This window comes from Streptomyces sp. TLI_053 (assembly GCF_900105395.1).
In the GTDB taxonomy this organism is placed as follows: domain Bacteria; phylum Actinomycetota; class Actinomycetes; order Streptomycetales; family Streptomycetaceae; genus Kitasatospora.
The window spans coordinates 3,780,826-3,801,148 of sequence record NZ_LT629775.1 but is presented as its reverse complement, the minus strand read 5'-3'; the positions used below and the strand labels follow the sequence as shown (position 1 = coordinate 3,801,148).

Here is a 20,323-nt window from a genome sequence, read left to right as displayed (position 1 = left end):
GGCCGGTGTCAGCACTCGATGACGTTGACGGCGAGGCCGCCGCGGGACGTCTCCTTGTACTTGATCTTCATGTCGGCGCCGGTCTCCTTCATGGTCTTGATCGCCTTGTCGAGGGAGACGTGGTGGCGGCCGTCGCCGCGCAGGGCCATCCGGGCGGCGGTGACGGCCTTGACCGAGGCCATGCCGTTGCGCTCGATGCAGGGGATCTGGACCAGGCCGCCGACCGGGTCGCAGGTGAGGCCGAGGTTGTGCTCGATGCCGATCTCGGCGGCGTTCTCGACCTGCTCGGGCGAACCGCCGAGGACCTCCGCGAGACCGCCGGCCGCCATCGAGCAGGCCGAGCCGACCTCGCCCTGGCAGCCGACCTCGGCGCCGGAGATGGAGGCGTTCTCCTTGAAGAGCATGCCGATCGCGCCCGCGGCGAGCAGGAAGCGGACGATGCCGTCGTCGTCCGCGCCGGGGATGAAGTTCAGGTAGTAGTGCAGGACGGCGGGGATGATGCCGGCCGCGCCGTTGGTCGGGGCGGTGACCACCCGGCGGCCGGAGGCGTTCTCCTCGTTGACCGCCATCGCGTAGAGGGTCACCCACTCCATCGCGTTGGCCGGGCCGATGCCCTCGGCACGCAGCGCACGGGCGCCGGAGGCGGCGCGGCGGCGCACCTTGAGGCCGCCGGGGAGTATCCCCTCGCGGGACATGCCGGCCCGGACGCACTCCTGCATGACCTGCCAGATCTCCAGCAGCCCGGTCCGGATCTCCTCCTCGCTGCGCCAGGCCTTCTCGTTCTCCAGCATCAGGCCGGAGATCGACAGGCCGGTCTCCCGGCTGAGCCGGAGCAGCTCGTCACCGGTGCGGAAGGGGTACTTCAGCACGGTGTCGTCGGGCTTGACCCGGTCCGCGCCGATCGCGTCCTCGTCCACGACGAAGCCGCCGCCGACCGAGTAGTAGGTCTTCTCCAGCACGGTGGAGCCGTCGGCCCGGTAGGCCCAGAGGGTCATGCCGTTGGCGTGGTACGGCAGCGAGCGCCGCCGGTGCAGCACCAGCTGGGTGTCCCGGTCGAAGTCGATGGCGTGCGTGCCGAGCAGGTTGAGCCGCTTCTCGGCGGTGATCCGCTCGACGTCGAGGTCGGCCCGGTCGACGTCCACGGTGCGCGGGGAGTAGCCCTCCAGGCCGAGCAGGACGGCCTTGGGGGTGCCGTGGCCGTGGCCGGTGGCGCCCAGCGAGCCGAACAGTTCGGCCCGGACGGCCGTCACCTCGTCCAGCAGGGCCTCGGACTTCAGGCGGCGGGCGAACATCCGGGCGGCGCGCATGGGGCCGACGGTGTGGGAACTGGACGGGCCGATGCCGATGGAGAAGAGGTCGAAGACGCTGATGGCCACGGAGTGACGTCCTTGTCTGGTCTCGTGGGTGGTGCCGGCAGGGAGGGAGGGACGGCAGTGGCGGAGGTGGTGGGTCGGGCGACCGACACGGGTCGGGGCACCGCGCGCACCTTCCAGTGTGCGCGGTGCCCCGGAATCCCCGGTGTCCGGGCGGCGTGAGCCCGGTCACCCGCGGCCGAACAGGAGGGACCTACAGGTTCGGGTACAGCGGGTACTTCTCGGCGAGGGCGGTGACCCGGGCCTTCAGGGCGTCGGCGACGGTCTCGTCGTAGGCCGGCTTCAGGGCCTCGGCGATGATGTCGGCGACCTCGCGGAAGTCCTCGGCGCCGAAGCCGCGGGTGGCGAGCGCCGGGGTGCCGATCCGCAGGCCGGAGGTGACCATCGGCGGGCGCGGGTCGTTCGGGATCGCGTTGCGGTTGACGGTGATGCCGACCTCGTGCAGCCGGTCCTCGGCCTGCTGGCCGTCGAGCTGGCTGTTGCGCAGGTCGACCAGGACCAGGTGGACGTCGGTGCCGCCGGACAGCACCGAGACGCCGGCCTCGGTGACGTCGGCCTGGAGCAGGCGCTCGGCCAGGATCCGGGCGCCGTCCAGGGTGCGCTGCTGGCGCTCCTTGAAGTCCTCGGAGGCGGCGACCTTGAAGGCGACGGCCTTGCCGGCGATGACGTGCTCGAGCGGGCCGCCCTGCTGGCCGGGGAAGACCGCGGAGTTGATCTTCTTGGCCCACTCGGCCTTGGAGAGGATGACGCCGCCGCGCGGGCCGCCCAGGGTCTTGTGGGTGGTGGTGGTGACCACGTCCGCGTACGGCACCGGGTTGGGGTGCAGGCCCGCGGCGACCAGGCCGGCGAAGTGGGCCATGTCGACCATCAGCAGCGCGTCGACCTCGTCGGCGATCCGGCGGAACGCGGCGAAGTCGAGCTGGCGCGGGTAGGCGGACCACCCGGCGATGATCAGCTTCGGCCGGTGCTCCTTGGCCAGGCGCTCGACCTCGGCCATGTCGACCTGACCGGTCTTGTCGTCCACGTGGTACGCGGCCACGTTGTAGAGCTTGCCGGAGAAGTTGATCTTCATGCCGTGGGTCAGGTGACCGCCGTGGGCCAGGGACAGGCCCAGGATGGTGTCGCCCGGCTGGATCAGCGCGAACATCGCGGCGGCGTTGGCCTGCGCGCCCGAGTGCGGCTGGACGTTGGCGTGCTCGGCGCCGAACAGGGCCTTGATCCGGTCGATCGCGATCTGCTCGACCACGTCGACGTGCTCGCAGCCGCCGTAGTAGCGGCGGCCGGGGTAGCCCTCGGCGTACTTGTTGGTCAGGACCGAGCCCTGGGCCTCCATGACCGCCACCGGGGCGAAGTTCTCGGAGGCGATCATCTCCAGGGTGGTCTGCTGGCGGTGCAGCTCGGCGTCGACCGCGGCGGCGATCTCCGGGTCGAGGGCGTGCAAGGACTGGTTCAGAACCGTCATGGTGGGGTCTTCCCGGGAGTGAGAGGGAGGAGGGCCGGCGGGCGGGGCGGCCGCCGCGGGCGGGCCGCCCCGGCGGTGGCTCAGGCCGAGGGGTTGGTGAGCTTGGTGTACTCGTCGGCGCTCAGCAGGGCGCCGGTCGACTCCACGCGGACCTTGAACAGCCAGCCGCCCTCGAACGGGTCGCTGTTGACCAGGCTGTTGTCGTCGGCGACGGCCTCGTTGACCTCGGTGATCTCGCCGGTGACGGGCGAGTACAGGTCGCTGACCGACTTGGTCGACTCCAGCTCGCCACAGGTCTCACCGGCGGTGACGGTGTCGCCGACCGCGGGCAGCTGCACGTAGACGATGTCGCCGAGGGCGTCCGCGGCGTGCTTGGTGATGCCGACCGTGGCGACCTCACCGGCCTCGGCGGTGGTCAGCCACTCGTGCTCCTCGGTGTACTGCAGGTGCTGGGGGTTGCTCATGGCGTCATTCTCCAGGATGGGAAGCGGGTACGACGAAGCGGCCCGAGGGGCGGACGAGCCTCGCGAGGGAAAGGTGGGGGAGCGGCGTCAGCGGGCGCGCTTGTAGAACGGCAGCGCCACGACCTGCACCGGCTCGTGCTTGCCGCGCACGTCCACCGCGACGGTGGTGCCCGGGGCGGCGTGGGCCGCGTCCACGTAGGCCATCGCGATCGGCTTCTCGAGGGTGGGGGAGGGCGCGCCGGAGGTGATCAGGCCGATCGGGGCGCCGTCGGTGGAGACCACGGTGTACTCGGCGCGCGGCACCCGCTTGCCCTCGGAGACCAGGCCGACCAGGACCCGCGGCGGGTTGGCCTCGGCCTCGGCGGCGGCCCGCTCCAGGGCCTTGCGGCCGACGAAGGCGCCCTCGTTGGTGGTCTTGTCGAAGCGCACCACCCGGCCGAGGCCGGCGTCGAACGGGGTCAGGTCGGTGGACAGCTCGTGGCCGTACAGCGGCATGCCGGCCTCCAGGCGCAGCGTGTCGCGGCAGGACAGGCCGCAGGGGATCAGGCCCCGGTCGGTGCCGGCGGCGGTCAGCGCCTGCCAGATCTGCTCGGCGTCGCCCGGGTTGCAGAAGATCTCGAAGCCGTCCTCGCCGGTGTAGCCGGTGCGGGCGAGCAGCACGTCGCGGCCGGCCACCTGGGCCGGGAGGATCGCGTAGTACTTCAGGCCGGGCAGGTCGGCCTCGGTGGTGTCGGCCAGGATCGCGGTGGACTCCGGGCCCTGGACGGCGATCAGCGCGTAGGCGTCGCGGTCGTCGGAGACGACGGCGTTGAAGCCCTTGGCGCGGGCGATCAGCTCGTCCAGCACCAGCTGGGCGTTGGAGGCGTTGGCGACGACCAGGAAGGCGTCCTCGCGCAGGCGGTAGACGATCAGGTCGTCCAGGATGCCGCCGTCCTCGGCGCAGATCATGGTGTAGCGGGCGCGCAGCACGCCGAGCGCGGAGACGAAGCCGACCAGGGCGTGGTCCAGCATCTCGCCGGCCTGCGGGCCGGTGACGGTGATCTCGCCCATGTGCGACAGGTCGAACAGGCCGGCCCTGGTGCGGACGGCGAGGTGCTCCTCGCGCTCGCTGCCGTAGCGCAGCGGCATGTCCCAGCCGGCGAAGTCGGTCATGGTGGCGCCGAGGGCGCGGTGCAGCGCGTCGAGCGCGGTGAGGCGGAGGGACGACATGGCCAGGAACTCCTCGGTCGGGGCACTCAGGGGTGCGCGCGCCGGGACCGGCCCTGCAGGGGGCGGCGGACCCTGCGCGCGGGCATGCGGCGGCTGGGTCTCCCCATCTGTCGTCGTACCTGAGAGCTTCACCGGCCACTGCCCTGTCAGAGGACAGCATGGCGGCTTGCACCGTGGGTGGGCGGACGGCAGGGCCGTGCACCGCTTTCCAGATCTGCCTAACCCGTGCGGTAGGGGGGCCTGAGAGATTCCGGGGAGGACTTGCTCCTTCGGCGCCGGCTGTGCCGCCAGGACGGGGCACTCCGGACTCTCCCGCGCGGGTTCGAGCGGCCGGTATGGAGTTGGAGGGCCTGGGTGGATGCCACCGCAGACGGGCACATCATGGCACGTCCGCACCGATGGCGGGAGAGGGGGCTGCCTCACACGTCCCTCCCCGTTCTCTGTCGCGTTCCGCGTCCCGCCGTGCCGCGCCCGGACGCTAGGCTGCGGGAATCGGCGAGCGGAGGGCGGTACAGGGGCGGATGGGCAACCCGGAGGAGCAGCAGGGCTGGGGCGGGGCGCGGTCGGCGCCGGCCGGCGGTGCGTGGCCGGCCAACGAGCTGGAGCAGGTGCTCACCGCTGCGCTCGGCGACCCGGGCGCGACCCCGCGGGTGATCGAGGTGCTGGCGCGCAGCCAGGTGTGGATCCCGCTGCCGTCCGGCGGCGACCCGCAGGGACGGGCGCTGGACCTGCCGACCCTGGAACTGGCCGGCGGCCCCTATGTCCCGGTGTTCTCCTCGCAGGAGGTGCTGCTCCAGCAGGCGCCGGGGATGGCGTTCGCGGTCGCCCCGGTCTGGGAGTTCGCCCGCGGCCTGCCGCTGGGCGTCGGCATCGCCGTCAACCCCGAGGCCCCGGTGGGCATCCCGGTCCCGCCGGAGGGCGTGGCCGAGCTGCGCCGCGGGCCGCGCGAGGACCGCTGGGAGGCCGCCCAGGACGCGCCGTCCGGGGGCCGGGTGGCGCTGCGCGAGCCGGTGCCGGGCGAGGACCCGGAGCTGTTCCTGGCCGCCTGCCGGGCCGAACTGGCACTGCTGCCCGGGGTGCTGACCGCCCGGCGGGCGCTGGCCAGCGTCGAGGGCGAGCCGACCGTGATGTTCGTGGGCGTCCAGCTGGACCCGGCGGCCCCGGCCGACCCGGGGGCGGTGAACGAGGCGCTGGGGCGCGCGCTGGGAACCGCGCCGCTGCCCGGTGGCGTCCATCTCGTACTGCTCGACCTCGCGGACGATCCGGTGGTCGAGTGGATGGTGAACCGGGTCGCGCCCTTCCACGTGCGGGGCTGAGCCGGTCCCCGGCCGTTCGTCCGGCGCCTGTCGGGCCGGGCACGGGCGGGGGAGCGGCGGGGGCCCTGGCACGTCGGCGTGGCGGTGGCCGACGGTGCCCCATAAGGTGCGTGCTGACGGCCGCCGGGCCGCCGGTGACGGACGAGGAACGAAGAGGCGCAACGAGGTGGGCGCATGAGTGCGGGATCGGTAGCTGGCGGTGCACCGGGGCCCTGGGGCCAGGCGCCCACCGGACGCCCGGATCCGGGCGCGCTGGAACGCGCCCTGCGCGAGGTGGCGCCGGAGCGCTACGAGGCCTACGAGACGATGCTGAACGCGCTCGCCGAGGGCCGGGTCTGGATGCTGCTGTGGCACGGGACGCCGGGCAGCGCCGACGCCCAGTACGGGAACATGGAGATCAGCGGCCACGGTTACGCGCCGGCCGTCACCTCGCCCGAGCAGCTGGCGGCGTCCGGCTGGGCGCGGGCGCACGAGGTGATCTCCGGCCGGGAGATCGCGGCGTCGCTGTACCGGACCCGCTGGGGGCTGTGGCTGAACCCGCACGCCCCGGGCGGCGGGGTCGGGGTGCCGTGGGCGGACCTGCGCCGGGTGGCGGCGGGCCTGGACCGGCTGCCGGCCGGTCCGCTGAAGCTGAGCGAGCCGCAGGTGCCGGCCCAGCAGTTCTTCGCGCTGCTGGAGCGGCAGGCGGCCGAGGTGCGGGCGGTGCGGGCGCTGCGCCGGGCCTGGGTGCGGCCGTCGGTGGGCGAGCCGTACCTCGCCATCGGTCTCGAGCTGTACGAGAGCTCGCCGCCCACGGTGGAGGCGGTGCGGGCGCTGATGCAGCGGGCGATCGCGGTCGCGCCGGAGGGTCTGGCGGTCTCGACGGTCGCGATGGCGGACGAGTTCGACCCGGTGGCGCTGTGGATGCGGGCGCACGCGCGCCCGTTCTACGACCGGGAGGCGGCCGGTCACGGCCGTCCGCAGACCGGCCCGTACCCGCCGGTGCCCCCGCCGCCGTACGCCTCGCAGCAGGGCCCCGCCCAGGGGCAGGGCTTCGGTTACGGCACCCGGCCGTCGGCTCCGGCCTGGCCGGGGCAGCAGCCTCCGCCGCAGCAGCCGTGGCCCGGCTACCCCGGTCGCTGATCGGGGCGGAGTCGCCGAATCCGGCCCCACGAAACCGGCTTGACACTCTGTCAGGCCGGTTTCGGCGTTTTTTCGGACGTTCTCCCCGAACCGGATGGAACACATCTTGACATGGCTGTTACAGCTGTGTGAAGAGGGATATGCCGATGGTCGTGGAGGTGCATGCACACAGATCACAGTTGGGCATCTGTCGGTGGTCAGGGCTGGCGTAAGCCAGTTCGGATGGCAGAGAGTTCTGCAACAGCCCGCCGCGCGTGGTTGGCGTCCCACAAGGGCGAACGCGCTGGCGGACCGCATGATCCACGTGACGCCCATCCCGCGTGGCAGCAGTACTGAGCCAGTCGTACCGCTGGAAAGACTCCGCTCCTGCACTTCCGCACGTCCGCACCCAAGCACGTCCGCACCAGCCGCGCCGCCGATCCCGGTGCCCGGCACCCGTGGGCCGGCCACCGTCGGCGAGGGGACCGAACTGACCATGACCGCACCCATCAAGACCGCCGGCAGCACACCGGAGGCAGACGCCGCCGCGAGCCCGGCCAAGAAGATCGAGGGCCGCTCGCTCGGCCGGATCGCCTGGACCCGCTTCAAGCGGGACAAGGCCGCCGTCGCCGGCGGCGTCGTGGTGATCCTGCTGATCCTGCTCGCCGTGCTGGCCAAGCCGATCGAATCGGCCTTCGGCCTCGACCCCGACGCCCTCAACCAGGACCTCCTGGACGCCGACCTCGGCGGTCTGCCGTTCGGCGACTGGGGCGGCATGAGCTGGGACCACCCGCTCGGCGTCGACCCGCTGCAGGGACGTGACCTGCTGACCCGCGTCATCGAGGGTTCCTGGGTCTCCCTGCTGGTCGCCTTCGGCGCGACCGTGCTGTCCAACACCATCGGCACCGTGCTCGGCATCATGGCCGGCTACTACGGCGGCTGGGTGGACACCCTGATCAGCCGGGTGATGGACGTCTTCCTCGCCTTCCCGCTGCTGCTGTTCGCGATCGCGATCTCGACCTCGCTGCAGGGCGGCGCGTTCGGCCTGCACGGCCTCCCGCTGCACATCATGGTGCTGATCTTCGTGATCGGCTTCTTCAACTGGCCCTACATGGGCCGGATCGTGCGCGGACAGACCCTCTCGCTGCGCGAGCGCGAGTTCGTCTACGCGGCCCGGAGCCTGGGTGCCCGCGGGCCGTTCATCCTCTTCAAGGAGCTGCTGCCCAACCTGGTCGGTCCGATCCTGGTCTACTCGACCCTGCTGATCCCGACCAACATCCTCTTCGAGGCCGGGCTGAGCTTCCTCGGCGTGGGCATCCAGCCCCCGCAGGCCTCCTGGGGCGGCATGCTCCAGGACGCGATCCGGTACTACCAGGTGGACCCCCAGTACATGGTGGTCCCCGGTGTGGCGATCTTCGTCACCGTACTCGCCTTCAACCTGCTCGGCGACGGGCTGCGTGACGCCCTCGATCCCAAGAGCAACTGACGCCGCGTCAGGATCCCTCGTTCGGCCAACACTTCCTCAAGGGGTTGATCTCACCCATGCGTAGGTCCCGTACCGTCGCGCTGACCGCCGCGGCCGCTGCCGCGGTCCTGGTCGTCACCGGCTGCTCGTCCGGCACGAAGAGCAGCGATGCCAAGTCCACCGCCTCCGGCTCCGCCACCGACGCCGCCGGCGGCTCCGGTGCCAACGCGGCCACCAAGGGCATCGTCAACGCCTCCGACAAGAAGGGCGGGACGGTGACCTTCGAGATGAAGGGCACCCCCGACTCGCTCGACCCCGGCAACACGTACTACGCGTACATCTACAACTTCTCGCGCCTGTACGGCCGTCCGCTCACCACCTTCCAGCCGGGCGCCGGCGAGGCGGGCAACAAGCTCGTCCCGGACCTCGCCGAGTCGCTCGGCCAGGTCAGCGCCGACGGCCTGAGCTGGACGTACAAGCTGCGCAAGGGCCTGAAGTACGACGACGGCACCCCGATCACCTCGAAGGACGTCAAGTACGCCGTCGAGCGCTCCAACTTCGCGCCGGACGTGAACTCCAACGGCCCGACGTACTTCAAGGAGCTGCTGGTCGACAACCCCACGCCGTACGAGGGTCCGTACAAGGACAAGACCGGCGACCTGAAGTCGATCGAGACCCCGGACGACACCACCATCGTCTTCCACCTGACGCACGCCTTCGCCGACTTCGACTACCTGGTCAGCGCCCCGCAGACGGTCCCGGTCCCGCAGGCCAAGGACACCGGCGCCGAGTACGTCAAGAAGATCGTCTCCTCCGGCTCCTTCAAGTTCGAGTCCTACGAGGACGGCAAGCAGGCCGTCCTGGTCCCGAACACCAACTGGGACCCGAGCACGGACCCGATCCGCAAGCAGCTGCCGGACAAGATCGTGCTCCGGATGAACATCGACCAGGCCACCATCGACAAGGACCTGCTGGCCGGCAACGCCCAGGTCGACCTGGTGGGTGGCGGTGTCGACCCGCAGACCCAGGCGCAGATCCTGCAGAACCCGAAGCTGAAGGCCAACACCGACAACGCCTACGGCGGCCGTCTGGTCTACATGGCCATCAACACCGATGTCGCGCCGTTCGACAACATCGAGTGCCGCAAGGCCGTCCAGTACGCGGTCGACAAGGTCTCGGTGCAGACCGCGCTCGGCGGCCCCGTCCGCGGCCAGGTCGCCAACACCGTGCTCCCGCCCGACATCCCGGGCCACCAGGACTTCAACGTCTGGGAGACCAAGGACAACAAGGGCGACGAGGCCAAGGCCAAGGCCGCTCTGAAGGCCTGCGGCAAGGACAGCATCACCACCGTGCTCTCGGCCCGCACCGAGCGCGCCACCGAGGTCGCCGCGGCCACCTCGATCCAGGCCGCGCTGAAGAAGGTCGGCATCAACGCCGAGATCCAGCAGTTCCCGCAGGGCAAGTACCTGGCCGACAGCGCCGGCGCTCCGAAGTTCGCCAAGGAGCACAACATCGGTCTGATGATGATGCAGTGGGGCGCCGACTGGCCGACCGGCTACGGCTTCCTGCAGCAGATCGTCGACGGCCGCGCGATCAAGGCCTCCGGCAACAGCAACCTGGCCTCGCTGAACGACCCCGCGGTCAACAAGCTGCTCGACGACGCCGCCACCAACCCGGACCGGGCGGCCCGCGAGAAGATCTACGGCGACATCGACAAGAAGGTCATGGAGGCCGCGGTCTACGTCCCGCTGACCGACTTCAAGGTCTTCCTGTACCGCCCGGACAACGCCACCAACCTCGCGTCCACGCCGGCCTTCTCGGGTGAGTACGACTACCTGAACATCGGCACCAAGTAAGAGCCTGGCTCTGCATCCCTGAAGGCAGGTGAAGGCAGCGGCAAAGCCCGCCGCCGTCCGGAGGATCCCGGACGGCGGCGGGCGGCCGGAGCCGACCAACTGTGTTTGCCTACATCATCCGCAGGATCCTCGCCGCCGCGGTGCTGCTGCTGGTCGTCAGCGCGGTCACCTTCGCGATCTTCTTCCTGCTCCCGCGCCTCGCCGGCGAGACGGTCGACCAGCTGGCCACCCAGTACATCGGGAAGAACCCCTCTCCCGACGCGATCGCGGCGGTCAAGAAGAACCTCGGCCTCGACCAGCCGCTGTACACCCAGTACTGGAACTTCCTCAAGGGGCTGGTCAGCGGCGCCGAATACAAGTTCGGCCCGGAACCGGCCACCTGCCACGTGCCCTGCTTCGGCTACTCCTTCAAGAACCACCTGGAGGTCTGGCCCGAACTGTCCAAGCGGATCCCGGTCACGCTGTCGCTCGCCATCGGCGCGGCCACGCTCTGGCTGGTCTCCGGCGTCGCCACCGGCGTCGTCTCCGCCCTCCGGCCGCGCTCGATCTTCGACCGGATCTCGATGGGCATCGCCCTCGCCGGCGTCTCGCTGCCGGTCTTCTTCACCGGCGCGCTGCTGCTCACGGTGTTCAGCTACGAGTGGCCGATCCTGGACAACCTGCAGTACGTCAACTTCACCGACGACCCGCTGATGTGGGCCCGCAACCTGATCCTGCCCTGGATCTCGCTGGCCTTCCTCTACTCCGCGCTCTACGCCCGGCTCACCCGCGCCGGAATGCTGGAGACGATGAGCGAGGACTACATCCGCACCGCCCGGGCCAAGGGCCTGGCCGAGCGCAAGGTCGTCACCCGGCACGGACTGCGCGCCGCGCTCACCCCGATCGTCACCATCTTCGGCATGGACCTCGGTCTGCTGCTCGGCGGTGCGCTGATCACCGAGCAGGTCTTCTCGCTCCAGGGCGTCGGCCAGTTCGCCGTCCAGGCGATCTCCGACAACGACCTGCCGAAGATCCTCGGCACCACGCTGCTCGCCGCGTTCTTCATCGTCCTCTGCAACCTCGTGGTTGACCTCCTGTACGCCGCTGTCGACCCCCGGGTGAGGCTGTCGTGACCGAGCTCCAGAAGACCCCGGCCGCCCGCGCGGCCGCCCCGGCCGGAGGGGACCCGTACCTCTCCGTCCGGGACCTGCGGATCCACTTCGACACCGACGACGGCCTGGTCCGCTCCGTCGACGGGGTCAGCTTCGACCTCGCCAAGGGCCGCACCCTCGGCATCGTCGGCGAGTCCGGCTCCGGCAAGTCCGTCACCTCGCTCGGCATCATGGGCCTGCACCGCTCCAAGCGGGCCCGGATCACCGGCGAGATCCGGCTCGACGGCGAGGACCTCGTCGCGGCCGGCCCGGACCGGGTCCGGGAGCTGCGCGGCCGGCAGATGGCGATGATCTTCCAGGACCCGCTGACCGCGATGCACCCCTACTACACGGTGGGGCAGCAGATCGTCGAGGCCTACCGGGTGCACCACCCGCAGGCGACCAAGAAGCAGGCCCGCGCCCGCGCCGTCGAGATGCTCGACCGGGTCGGCATCCCGCAGCCCGACCGCCGGGTCGACGACTACCCGCACCAGTTCTCCGGCGGCATGCGCCAGCGCGCCATGATCGCCATGGCCCTGGTCAACGACCCCTCGCTGCTGATCGCCGACGAGCCCACCACCGCCCTGGACGTCACCGTGCAGGCGCAGATCCTGGACCTCATCCGGGACCTCCAGGAGGAGTTCGGCTCGGCCGTCATCATCATCACCCACGACCTCGGGGTGGTCGCCGAGCTCGCCGACGACATCCTCGTCATGTACGGCGGCAAGTGCGTCGAGCGCGGTCCGGCCGAGACCCTCTTCGACTCGCCCGAACACCCCTACACCTGGGGCCTGCTGGGCTCGATGCCGCGCCTCGACCGGGAGCTCCAGGACCGGCTCGTCCCGGTCAGGGGCACCCCGCCCAGCCTGATCAACGTGCCGTCCGGCTGCGCCTTCCACCCGCGCTGCCCCTACGCGGAACTGACCGGCGGGCGCTCCACCGAGGAGACCCCGGGGCTCACCGAGGTCGCGCCCGGCCACCACGCGGCCTGCCACCTCGCGCTCTCCGAGCGGCACCGCATCTTCACCGAAGAGATCGCGCCCCGGCTGTGAGCCCGGACTCGTACCACCTTTCTGGAGAGAACCGATGACGGACACCCAGGCGGCGACCATCCCCGCGCCGGCGCCCGCCCCGGACCGGCAGCCGCTGCTCCGGGTGACCGGCCTGACCCGGCACTTCCCCATCCACAGCGGCCTGCTGCGGCGCCAGACCGGCGCCGTCCGGGCGGTCGACGGCATCGACTTCACGGTCAACGCCGGTGAGACCCTGGGCGTCGTCGGCGAGTCCGGCTGCGGCAAGTCGACGATGGGCCGGCTGGTCACCCGGCTCGACGAGCCGACCGGCGGGACGATCGAGTTCGAGGGCACCGACATCACCCACCTGGGCGTCGGGGCGATGCGGCCGCTGCGCCGCGACATCCAGATGATCTTCCAGGACCCGTACTCCTCGCTGAACCCGCGGCACACCGTCGGCACCATCGTCGGCGCGCCGTTCCGGCTGCAGAAGGCCGAGCCCGAGGGCGGGACCAAGAAGGCCGTGCAGGAGCTGCTGGAGCTGTGCGGGCTCAGCCCCGAGCACTACAACCGCTACCCGCACGAGTTCTCCGGCGGCCAGCGCCAGCGCATCGGCATCGCCCGGGCGCTCGCCCTGCGGCCCCGGATGATCGTCGCCGACGAGCCGGTCTCGGCCCTGGACGTCTCCATCCAGGCCCAGGTGGTCAACCTGCTCGACGACCTCCAGCGCGAGCTCGGCCTGACCTACCTGATCATCGCGCACGACCTCTCGGTGGTCCGGCACGTCTCCGACCGGGTCGCCGTGATGTACCTCGGCAAGATCGTCGAGATCGCCGACCGGGACTCGCTCTACAGCCGGCCGATGCACCCTTACACCACCGCGCTGATGTCGGCCGTCCCGGTGCCCGACCCGCGCCGGCGCCACAGCGCCGGGCGCGAGCGGATCCTGCTCAAGGGCGACGTGCCCTCGCCGATCAACCCGCCCAGCGGCTGCCGCTTCCGCACCCGCTGCTGGAAGGCCCAGGAGATCTGCGCGAGCCAGGAGCCGCCGCTCGTCGCGGCGACGGCCGGCCACCAGGTGGCCTGCCACTTCCCGGAGAACGCCGTCACCGCGGACGCTGCGGCGGCCTCCGCCTGACCGCGCGGTCGGAGGGGAGGCCCGGCCGGGTCACACTGGTGCGGTGACCTCGCAGATCTTCCCCTCCGACGTGCAGCAGTCGCTGGACCTCGTCGGTATCTTCGTCTTCGCCCTCTCCGGAGGGCTGCTCGCCGTTCGCAAGAACATGGACATCTTCGGCATCGCCGTCCTCGCCGAGGTCACCGCGCTCGGCGGCGGAGTGATGCGCGACCTCGTCATCGGCGCCACCCCGGTCGCCGCGTTCAGCAACCTCGGCTACTTCGTCACCCCGCTGCTCGCCGGACTGGTGGTCTTCTTCCTGCACCCCGAGGTCGAGCGGATCAACCGCGCCGTGCAGACCCTCGACGCGCTCGGCCTCGGCCTGTTCTGCGTCACCGGCACCGCCAAGGCGCACGACTACGGGCTCGGCGCGGTCTCCGCGGTCGCCCTCGGCATGGTGACCGCCGCCGGCGGCGGGGTGATGCGCGACGTCCTGGCCGGCGAACTCCCCTCGCTGCTGCGCTGGGACCGGGAGATCTACGCCGTGCCGGCCCTCGTCGGCGCCGCGCTGGTCGCCGTGCTGATCGCCCTCGACAGCCTCACCGCCGCCACCGGCACCGCCGCCGCGCTGACCGCGTTCGGCCTGCGGATGCTCGCGCTCAAGTACGGCTGGCGCGCGCCGCGGGCCTGGCACCGCAACGGTTCTCGCACCAGCGAGGAGTAGGCGAGCCGCCGTACGCCAGCGAGACCGCCTCCGCGGTGCAGAGCAGCTCCGGGACCAGCCGCAGCAGCTCGGCCGGCGTCATCCGGCCGACCGGCGCCGAGATCGCGCAGGCCGCGACCGCCCGCCCGTCGCTGCCCGCCACCGGCGCCGCCACACAGGTGACCGCCTCCCGGTGCTCGGCCGACTCGGCCGCCCAGCCCCGGCGGCGCACCGCCGCCAGGTCCTCGGCCAGGCCGTCCGCCGCCGGGCCGTCCGGCGGGAGTCCGGCCAGCAGTACCCGGCCCACCGCCGTCCCGGCGGCCGGCACCCGGCGCCCGATCCGGGTCGGCCGGCCAGGGTCGGTGCTCCAGCGGCCGGCCAGCTCGTCCAGGTACAGCACCTCGTCGTCCTCCAGCACCGCCAGCCGCACGGTACAGCCGCAGCGCTCGTTCAGCGCGGCCAGGTAGGGGGCGGCGACCTGCCGGACGTCGATCTCCTGGAGCGCCCGCTGGGCCAGCGACAGCACCCGGCCGCCCACCCGGTAACGGCGGTCGGACAGCCGGTGCACGAAGCCGTGCTCCTCCAGGGTGCGCAGCAGCCGCAGCGCGGTGGACTTGTGCACCCCGATCGAGGCGGCGGCCTGGTCCAGGGTCACCGGTCCGTCGCCGAGCGAGCCGAGCAGGGTCAGCGCCCGATCGACCGACTGCGACATGGTGCTCCCCGTTCCTGGTTCCGGCCGGGCCGCGGGGCAGGGGCCTTCGCGCCGGGTGGTGGTGGCGGTCGGGCCGCCTGCTGGTGGCCGTGGGGCCGCTCGCCGGTGGCCGTCGGGCCGCCTGCCGGTGGCGGTCGGGCCGCCTGCCGGTGGCCGTCGAGCCGCGCGGCGATGGCCGTCAGGCTAACCGTTCGGGGGCCGCGTCCCGTACCTGGGCTGCCCGGAGGGGCACCGGCCCGGTGACCGCCGTCCGGTGGCCGGATCGGTGCGGTGCGCCCGGCCGTGCCGGGTACGCCGGTCCGGTGCAGGCCGGAGGGCCACTACAATCGCATGGTTATGCCATACCTGGACCATGCGGCGACCACGCCGATGCTGCCCGAGGCGATCGCCGCGATGACGGCGCACCTGGGGGTCGTCGGCAACGCCTCCTCCCTGCACGCGGCCGGCCGCCGGGCCCGCCGGGTGGTCGAGGAGGCCCGCGAGTCGCTCGCCGAGTCGCTCGGCGCCCGGCCCAGCGAGATCGTGCTCACCGGCGGCGGCACCGAGTCCGACAACCTGGCGGTCAAGGGCCTGTACTGGGCCCGCCGCGGCGCCGACCCGGCCCGCACCCGGGTGCTGTGCAGCCCCGTCGAGCACCACGCGGTGCTGGACGCGGTGCACTGGCTCGCCGAGCACGAGGGCGCCACGGTCGACTACCTGCCGGTGGACGCGCTCGGTCGGGTGCACCCGGCGGCGCTGCGCGAGGCGATCGAACGCGACCCCGCCTCGGTGGCCCTGGTCACCGTCATGTGGGCCAACAACGAGGTCGGCACCGTCCAGCCGGTCGCCGAACTCGCCGCCGTCGCCTCGGAGTACGGCATCCCGATGCACGCCGACGCGGTGCAGGCGCTCGGCCAGGTGCCGGTCTCCTTCGCCGGTTCCGGGCTCACCGCGCTCACCGTCACCGGCCACAAGATCGGCGGCCCGTTCGGCATCGGCGCGCTGCTGCTGTCGCGCGGTGCCACGCCCGTCCCGCTGCTGCACGGCGGCGGCCAGGAGCGCGACGTCCGCTCCGGCACCCTCGACGCACCCGCCGCCGCCGGGTTCGCGGCCGCCGCGGCCATCGCCGTCGAACGCCGCGAGGAGCACGCCCTGGCCCTCGGCGCGCTGCGGGACGAACTGGTCGCGACCGTGCTCGCCGCCGTCCCCGACGCGGTGCTCAACGGCGACCCGGCGGGGGAGGGACGGCTGCCCGCCAACGCGCACTTCTCCTTCCCCGGCTGCGAGGGCGACGCGCTGCTGATGCTGCTCGACGCCCGCGGCATCGAGTGCTCCACCGGCTCGGCCTGCTCGGCCGGCGTCCCGCAGCCCAGCCACGTGCTGCTGGCGATGGGCGTCGACCCGCTGCTCGCCCGGGCCTCGCTGCGGTTCTCGCTCGGCCACACGTCCACCCGCGAGGACGTCACCGCCCTCGCGGAGGCCATCGCCCCGGCCGTCCAGCGCGCCCGCAACGCCGGTCTCGCGGCCGTCCGGCGCTGAGCCCGCCCCGGGGGAGAAGTCCCGGCGGAATGCCGGGCGGCACCACGTACGCTTGTTGTCATCATGACTGACTTCCCGGGTGCCCCCACCGCTCCGTCCACCACCGGCCGCCTGCGTGTGCTCGCCGCGATGTCCGGCGGGGTGGACTCCGCCGTCGCCGCCGCCCGCGCCGTCGAGGCCGGCCACGAGGTGACCGGCGTGCACCTGGCGCTGTCCAGCAACCCGCAGTCCTTCCGCACCGGCGCGCGCGGCTGCTGCACCCTCGAGGACTCCCGGGACGCCCGCCGCGCGGCCGACGTGATCGGCATCCCGTTCTACGTCTGGGACCTCGCCGAGCGCTTCCGCGAGGACGTCATCGACGACTTCGTGGCCGAGTACGCGGCCGGGCGCACCCCCAACCCGTGCCTGCGCTGCAACGAGAAGATCAAGTTCGCGGCGCTGCTGGACAAGGCGATCGCCCTCGGCTTCGACGCCGTCTGCACCGGCCACTACGCCCGGATCGTCGACCTGGCGGACGGCTCCCGCGAACTGCACCGGGCCGTCGACGCGGCCAAGGACCAGTCCTACGTGCTCGGCGTGCTCGACGCCGACCAGCTCGCCCACTCCCTCTTCCCGCTCGGCGACACCACCAAGGACGTCATCCGCGAGGAGGCCGAGCGGCGCGGCCTGGCCGTCGCCAAGAAGCCCGACTCGCACGACATCTGCTTCATCGCCGACGGCGACACCCAGGGCTTCCTGGCCCAGCACCTCGGCACCGCCACCGGCGACATCCTGGACGTCGACGGCACCAAGCTCGGCGAGCACGACGGCGCCTACGGCTTCACCATCGGCCAGCGCAAGGGCCTGCGGATCGGCCGCCCGGCCGCCGACGGCAAGCCGCGCTACGTGCTGGACATCTCCCCGGTGAACAACACCGTCACCGTCGGCCCGGTCGAGGGCCTCGACGTCACCGGCCTCACGGCCATCCGCCCGCGCTGGTGCGGCACCGAGCCGCTCGCCGACGGCCGCTACACCGCCCAGCTGCGCGCCCACGGCGAGGAGGTCCCGGTCAGCGCCTCGGTCACCGGCGACACCCTCCGCGTCGAGCTCGACACCCCCGCCCGCGGCATCGCCCCCGGCCAGGCCGTCGTCCTCTACGACGGCACCCGCGTCGTCGGCTCCGCCACCATCGCGACGACGCACCGCCCGGCCGTCAACGCCTGAGGCCGGGCGCCGTCCCTGACCGCCCGCGCCGCCGACCCGGCGACGCGGGCGGCGTTCAGCGGGAGCGGTTGACCAGTACCAGCGCCGCCACCGCAATGTGGAAGGCTGCCGCCACCGACACCCCGTACGCGGCCCAGACCTGGGCGGGATCGGGGCGGGGTGGCGCGTCGTCGGTGTCGGGGTCGTCGTCCGACGCCCGAGGGCTCATCGGGTGACCCTCAGGTCGGCGTGGACGACCTTTCCGGCGGGTTCGACGGTGGCGCCCCATCGGCCACCGGTCAGGCGGTCCACCAGGGCCAGGCCGCGGTGGCACTCCTCATCGGGGGAAGCGCGGATCAGCACCGGCAGAACACACGAGCCGTCGCGCACCGCGATCCGCACGGTCGCCTGCGAGACGTACCGGACCGTGACCGTCATCCGCTGCCGGCACCCGGTCTTCGCGGCATTGGTGACCAACTCGCTGCCGACCAGCTCGGCCACGTCGACCAGCCCGTCCAACCCCCATTCGGCGAACGTCGTTCGAAGGAACCGGCGGGCCTGACCGGCGGCTTCCGGGAGGTAGGGCAACAGCACTTCGGCCGGTGCCGGGAGCGAGTCCGGGGAGGCATCGGAAGACGCCTGGGTCTCCAACAGGACGTGCCGCATGGGAGCTCCAAGATGCGGGCCTTCGCAGGCCATCTCCTGTGAATGAGATTCTGCCATGCACTCATGTACATGAGTGCATGGCAGAAGAGTGCCCGACTCCTGTACATGAGTCAACCTGTCGCGAGACCCCTTCGCGACAGATTGACAGATGTGACTTCTCCTCAGTCCCGTGCGGGGAAGCGGTAGTCGAGGACGAACTGATCGGCGGCCATGACGGTGTCGCACACTTCGACCACCCGGCCGTCGGTGCGGAGGGCACTGCGAACGAGGTGGATCACCGGTGCGCCGGGGCTCAGCGCGAGCGCCTTGGCCTCCGCTTTGGTCGCGAGTCGGGCCCGCACGGATTCGGCGAACTCGGCGAGGGAGTGGCCGTGCTCTTCCAGGCGGGCATAGATGCCGCCTCCGCCCGGATTCTCGGCGAAGACCTCCGGGATGTCCTTGGCGACGTCCCACGGCAGATAGGAGACGGCCTCCTCCGTCGGTACCCCGTCCCGGAAGTACCGGCGCTTGCGGGCCAGCACCTGGGTGTCGGCGGGCAGGCCCAGGCGCTCGGCGATGTCCGGTGGCGCCGGAGTGGGTCCCACGAACAGCACGGCCACGGACGGGACGCCACCGGAGGTCTCCGCCTCCGCGAGGTAGGCGGCCTTGCCGGCCTTGCGGTGGGCGCGGCGGAAGCGGTCCGCGGACTTCCGTTGAACCGGTGGACGGGAGCGGACGAACGAGCCGCGGCCGTGGTGCGTCTCGATCAGCTGGGTCGTCCTGAGCTCGGCGATGGCCTTGCGCACCGTCCCGGACGCGACTCCGTACCGCAGCATGAGTTCGGCCTCACTGGGTACGGTCGCGCCGGGGGCAAGGACGCCGGAGGCGATCTGTGCGGCGAGATCGGCCGCGATCTGCAGGTACTTCGCGGTGGCCGACGAGGCCACGTCATCATTCGCCATAGTCCTTCAGGGCTCCTATTCTCCTGCACATGAGTAACAGCGCCGGGAAGCCTCGGTCAACGCCGCTCCACTCGGTGTCCGTCGCGGGGGTGGTGGTGCGGGAGGACGGCCGGGTACTGGCGATCCGGCGGGCCGACAACGGGACCTGGGAGCCGCCGGGCGGAGTGCTGGAGGTGACCGAGGCCGTCGAGGACGGCGTACGGCGCGAGGTGTTCGAGGAGACCGGGATCAAGGTCGGCGTCGAGCGGCTGACCGGTGTCTACAAGAACGTGAGCCGAGGAATCGTCGCCCTGGTGTTCCGTTGCCGCCCCGAGAGCGGGGGCGAGCGGCTCTCCGAGGAGTCGACCGCCGTCGACTGGCTCACGCCGGGCGAGGTCTCCGACCGGATGGCCGAGGTGTACGCCGTGCGCGTGCTGGACGCGCTGCGGGACGGTGCCGTACCGGCTGTCCGGGACCATGACGGGCGGCATCTGCTCGGCTGACGGGAGAAGGACGGCATGGGCTTGTTCGAGCAGCACCGGGACTTCGTGGCGGAGCTGGAGCGGACCGCACCCGACGGCGTCCGGATCGAGTGGTCCGGCGACAACCTGGTCGTGCAGGCGTCGCCGTCGAACATCCACCAGCTCAACCTCGCGCAGGTGCGGCGGCAGTTCGAGCGGCACGAACCCGAGGGGTACGTGCCGACCGAACGCGCTGTGATCGTCGCTCCCGACGGTTCGGTGGGGCGCGGTCCGGACCTCACCTACCTTCCGGTTGCCGTGCTCTCGGAGCCCGGCAACCGGGCCCCCGCCGCCGAGGCGCTGATCGCGGTGGAGGTGGTCTCCCCGTCGAACCCCGGCAACGACTGGATGGACAAGCTGCACGACTACGCCGTGGTGCGGATCCCGCTCTACCTGATCGTGGACCCGCGCGAAGGCACGGTGACGCTGTTCTCCGAACCCGACCACGACCGCTACCACACCCGCAGCGACCGGAAGTTCGGCGACGAGATCGGCATCCCGGAGCCGTTCGGCTTCACCCTGGGCCTTTCGGCGCTGGTGCCGTACGGGGACGGGTCCGCCCAGTAATCGAAATGAGCGCAGGCCCGGAGGCGTG

Annotated in this window: 20 protein-coding genes and 1 riboswitch; of the genes, 12 read left to right on the top strand and 8 right to left on the bottom strand. The window is 71.9% G+C overall.

Annotated elements, in window-relative coordinates; all coding sequences use genetic code 11:
• Positions 1-8: 8 nt before the first annotated feature.
• The 4 genes from BLU95_RS15030 to gcvT all read right to left on the bottom strand — a co-directional run bounded on the left by BLU95_RS15030 (position 9) and on the right by gcvT (position 4,508).
• The gene (locus BLU95_RS15030; RefSeq protein ID WP_093860453.1) at positions 9-1,376 is read right to left on the bottom strand and encodes an L-serine ammonia-lyase; all 1,368 of its coding nucleotides are present in this window, start codon (positions 1,374-1,376) and stop codon (positions 9-11) included.
• A 190-nt stretch (positions 1,377-1,566) separates the two neighbouring features.
• Positions 1,567-2,835 carry a serine hydroxymethyltransferase gene (gene glyA, locus BLU95_RS15025; RefSeq protein WP_093860452.1) on the bottom strand — a complete coding sequence of 423 codons (1,269 nt, stop codon included), beginning with the start codon at positions 2,833-2,835 and terminating at the stop codon, positions 1,567-1,569.
• Between the two features lie 80 nt (positions 2,836-2,915).
• Complete coding sequence (gene gcvH / locus BLU95_RS15020) at positions 2,916-3,299, bottom strand: glycine cleavage system protein GcvH (RefSeq protein ID WP_093860451.1); 384 nt, start codon at positions 3,297-3,299, stop codon at positions 2,916-2,918.
• Between the two features lie 87 nt (positions 3,300-3,386).
• A complete protein-coding gene (gene gcvT / locus BLU95_RS15015) occupies positions 3,387-4,508 on the bottom strand; it encodes a glycine cleavage system aminomethyltransferase GcvT (RefSeq protein WP_093860450.1) in 1,122 nt (373 codons plus the stop codon).
• A 218-nt stretch (positions 4,509-4,726) separates the two neighbouring features.
• Positions 4,727-4,833: riboswitch (glycine riboswitch) on the bottom strand.
• 196 nt (positions 4,834-5,029) lie between these two features.
• Between gcvT and BLU95_RS15010 the strand changes: the two genes are divergently transcribed.
• The 8 genes from BLU95_RS15010 to BLU95_RS14975 all read left to right on the top strand — a co-directional run bounded on the left by BLU95_RS15010 (position 5,030) and on the right by BLU95_RS14975 (position 14,230).
• The gene (locus BLU95_RS15010; protein ID WP_093860449.1) at positions 5,030-5,824 is read left to right on the top strand and encodes an enhanced serine sensitivity protein SseB C-terminal domain-containing protein; all 795 of its coding nucleotides are present in this window, start codon (positions 5,030-5,032) and stop codon (positions 5,822-5,824) included.
• Between the two features lie 174 nt (positions 5,825-5,998).
• Entirely contained in the window at positions 5,999-6,946 is a 948-nt protein-coding gene (locus tag BLU95_RS15005) for an enhanced serine sensitivity protein SseB (protein ID WP_093860448.1), read from the top strand.
• A 475-nt stretch (positions 6,947-7,421) separates the two neighbouring features.
• Entirely contained in the window at positions 7,422-8,411 is a 990-nt protein-coding gene (locus tag BLU95_RS15000) for an ABC transporter permease (protein ID WP_093864889.1), read from the top strand.
• Between the two features lie 56 nt (positions 8,412-8,467).
• The gene (locus tag BLU95_RS14995; protein WP_093860447.1) at positions 8,468-10,246 is read left to right on the top strand and encodes an ABC transporter substrate-binding protein; all 1,779 of its coding nucleotides are present in this window, start codon (positions 8,468-8,470) and stop codon (positions 10,244-10,246) included.
• A gap of 101 nt (positions 10,247-10,347) precedes the next feature.
• A complete protein-coding gene (locus BLU95_RS14990) occupies positions 10,348-11,358 on the top strand; it encodes an ABC transporter permease (protein ID WP_030392717.1) in 1,011 nt (336 codons plus the stop codon).
• A complete protein-coding gene (locus tag BLU95_RS14985) occupies positions 11,355-12,428 on the top strand; it encodes an ABC transporter ATP-binding protein (RefSeq protein ID WP_093860446.1) in 1,074 nt (357 codons plus the stop codon). The genes BLU95_RS14990 and BLU95_RS14985 overlap by 4 nt, the downstream gene beginning before the upstream one ends.
• 34 nt (positions 12,429-12,462) lie before the next feature.
• Complete coding sequence (locus BLU95_RS14980) at positions 12,463-13,527, top strand: ABC transporter ATP-binding protein (protein ID WP_093860445.1); 1,065 nt, start codon at positions 12,463-12,465, stop codon at positions 13,525-13,527.
• A gap of 43 nt (positions 13,528-13,570) precedes the next feature.
• The gene (locus BLU95_RS14975) at positions 13,571-14,230 is read left to right on the top strand and encodes a trimeric intracellular cation channel family protein (RefSeq protein WP_093860444.1); all 660 of its coding nucleotides are present in this window, start codon (positions 13,571-13,573) and stop codon (positions 14,228-14,230) included.
• On the opposite strand, the gene BLU95_RS14970 is transcribed toward BLU95_RS14975, so the two are convergent.
• Positions 14,166-14,921 carry an IclR family transcriptional regulator gene (locus BLU95_RS14970; RefSeq protein ID WP_093860443.1) on the bottom strand — a complete coding sequence of 252 codons (756 nt, stop codon included), beginning with the start codon at positions 14,919-14,921 and terminating at the stop codon, positions 14,166-14,168. The two genes, BLU95_RS14975 and BLU95_RS14970, sit on opposite strands and share 65 nt — an antisense overlap.
• Before the next feature lie 336 nt (positions 14,922-15,257).
• On the opposite strand from BLU95_RS14970, the gene BLU95_RS14965 reads away from it, so the two are divergent.
• Together BLU95_RS14965 and mnmA are read left to right on the top strand one after the other, a co-directional pair.
• Entirely contained in the window at positions 15,258-16,439 is a 1,182-nt protein-coding gene (locus BLU95_RS14965; protein ID WP_093860442.1) for a cysteine desulfurase family protein, read from the top strand.
• Between the two features lie 63 nt (positions 16,440-16,502).
• Complete coding sequence (gene mnmA / locus BLU95_RS14960) at positions 16,503-17,642, top strand: tRNA 2-thiouridine(34) synthase MnmA (RefSeq protein ID WP_173862055.1); 1,140 nt, start codon at positions 16,503-16,505, stop codon at positions 17,640-17,642.
• Between the two features lie 55 nt (positions 17,643-17,697).
• On the opposite strand, the gene BLU95_RS42270 is transcribed toward mnmA, so the two are convergent.
• The 3 genes from BLU95_RS42270 to BLU95_RS14950 all read right to left on the bottom strand — a co-directional run bounded on the left by BLU95_RS42270 (position 17,698) and on the right by BLU95_RS14950 (position 19,228).
• A complete protein-coding gene (locus tag BLU95_RS42270) occupies positions 17,698-17,850 on the bottom strand; it encodes a hypothetical protein (protein ID WP_159424889.1) in 153 nt (50 codons plus the stop codon).
• A complete protein-coding gene (locus tag BLU95_RS14955) occupies positions 17,847-18,287 on the bottom strand; it encodes an ATP-binding protein (RefSeq protein WP_093860441.1) in 441 nt (146 codons plus the stop codon). The genes BLU95_RS42270 and BLU95_RS14955 overlap by 4 nt, the downstream gene beginning before the upstream one ends.
• A gap of 161 nt (positions 18,288-18,448) precedes the next feature.
• Entirely contained in the window at positions 18,449-19,228 is a 780-nt protein-coding gene (locus BLU95_RS14950) for a GntR family transcriptional regulator (protein ID WP_093860440.1), read from the bottom strand.
• 17 nt (positions 19,229-19,245) lie between these two features.
• Between BLU95_RS14950 and BLU95_RS14945 the strand changes: the two genes are divergently transcribed.
• The gene (locus tag BLU95_RS14945; RefSeq protein ID WP_093860439.1) at positions 19,246-19,710 is read left to right on the top strand and encodes an NUDIX hydrolase; all 465 of its coding nucleotides are present in this window, start codon (positions 19,246-19,248) and stop codon (positions 19,708-19,710) included.
• A 15-nt stretch (positions 19,711-19,725) separates the two neighbouring features.
• Positions 19,726-20,295 carry a Uma2 family endonuclease gene (locus BLU95_RS14940; protein WP_093860438.1) on the top strand — a complete coding sequence of 190 codons (570 nt, stop codon included), beginning with the start codon at positions 19,726-19,728 and terminating at the stop codon, positions 20,293-20,295.
• The last annotated feature ends 28 nt before the right edge of the window (positions 20,296-20,323 follow it).

Coding starts and splice junctions, on each gene's coding strand:
- BLU95_RS42270 (WP_159424889.1), bottom strand. CDS start 17,850: ATGAGCCCTCGGGCGTCGGACGACGACCCCGACACCGACGACGCGCCA.
- BLU95_RS14995 (WP_093860447.1), top strand. CDS start 8,468: ATGCGTAGGTCCCGTACCGTCGCGCTGACCGCCGCGGCCGCTGCCGCG.
- gcvH (WP_093860451.1), bottom strand. CDS start 3,299: ATGAGCAACCCCCAGCACCTGCAGTACACCGAGGAGCACGAGTGGCTG.
- BLU95_RS14940 (WP_093860438.1), top strand. CDS start 19,726: ATGGGCTTGTTCGAGCAGCACCGGGACTTCGTGGCGGAGCTGGAGCGG.
- gcvT (WP_093860450.1), bottom strand. CDS start 4,508: ATGTCGTCCCTCCGCCTCACCGCGCTCGACGCGCTGCACCGCGCCCTC.
- BLU95_RS14955 (WP_093860441.1), bottom strand. CDS start 18,287: ATGCGGCACGTCCTGTTGGAGACCCAGGCGTCTTCCGATGCCTCCCCG.
- BLU95_RS15010 (WP_093860449.1), top strand. CDS start 5,030: ATGGGCAACCCGGAGGAGCAGCAGGGCTGGGGCGGGGCGCGGTCGGCG.
- BLU95_RS14965 (WP_093860442.1), top strand. CDS start 15,258: ATGCCATACCTGGACCATGCGGCGACCACGCCGATGCTGCCCGAGGCG.
- glyA (WP_093860452.1), bottom strand. CDS start 2,835: ATGACGGTTCTGAACCAGTCCTTGCACGCCCTCGACCCGGAGATCGCC.
- BLU95_RS14980 (WP_093860445.1), top strand. CDS start 12,463: ATGACGGACACCCAGGCGGCGACCATCCCCGCGCCGGCGCCCGCCCCG.
- BLU95_RS14970 (WP_093860443.1), bottom strand. CDS start 14,921: ATGTCGCAGTCGGTCGATCGGGCGCTGACCCTGCTCGGCTCGCTCGGC.
- mnmA (WP_173862055.1), top strand. CDS start 16,503: ATGACTGACTTCCCGGGTGCCCCCACCGCTCCGTCCACCACCGGCCGC.
- BLU95_RS15000 (WP_093864889.1), top strand. CDS start 7,422: ATGACCGCACCCATCAAGACCGCCGGCAGCACACCGGAGGCAGACGCC.
- BLU95_RS15005 (WP_093860448.1), top strand. CDS start 5,999: ATGAGTGCGGGATCGGTAGCTGGCGGTGCACCGGGGCCCTGGGGCCAG.
- BLU95_RS14950 (WP_093860440.1), bottom strand. CDS start 19,228: ATGGCGAATGATGACGTGGCCTCGTCGGCCACCGCGAAGTACCTGCAG.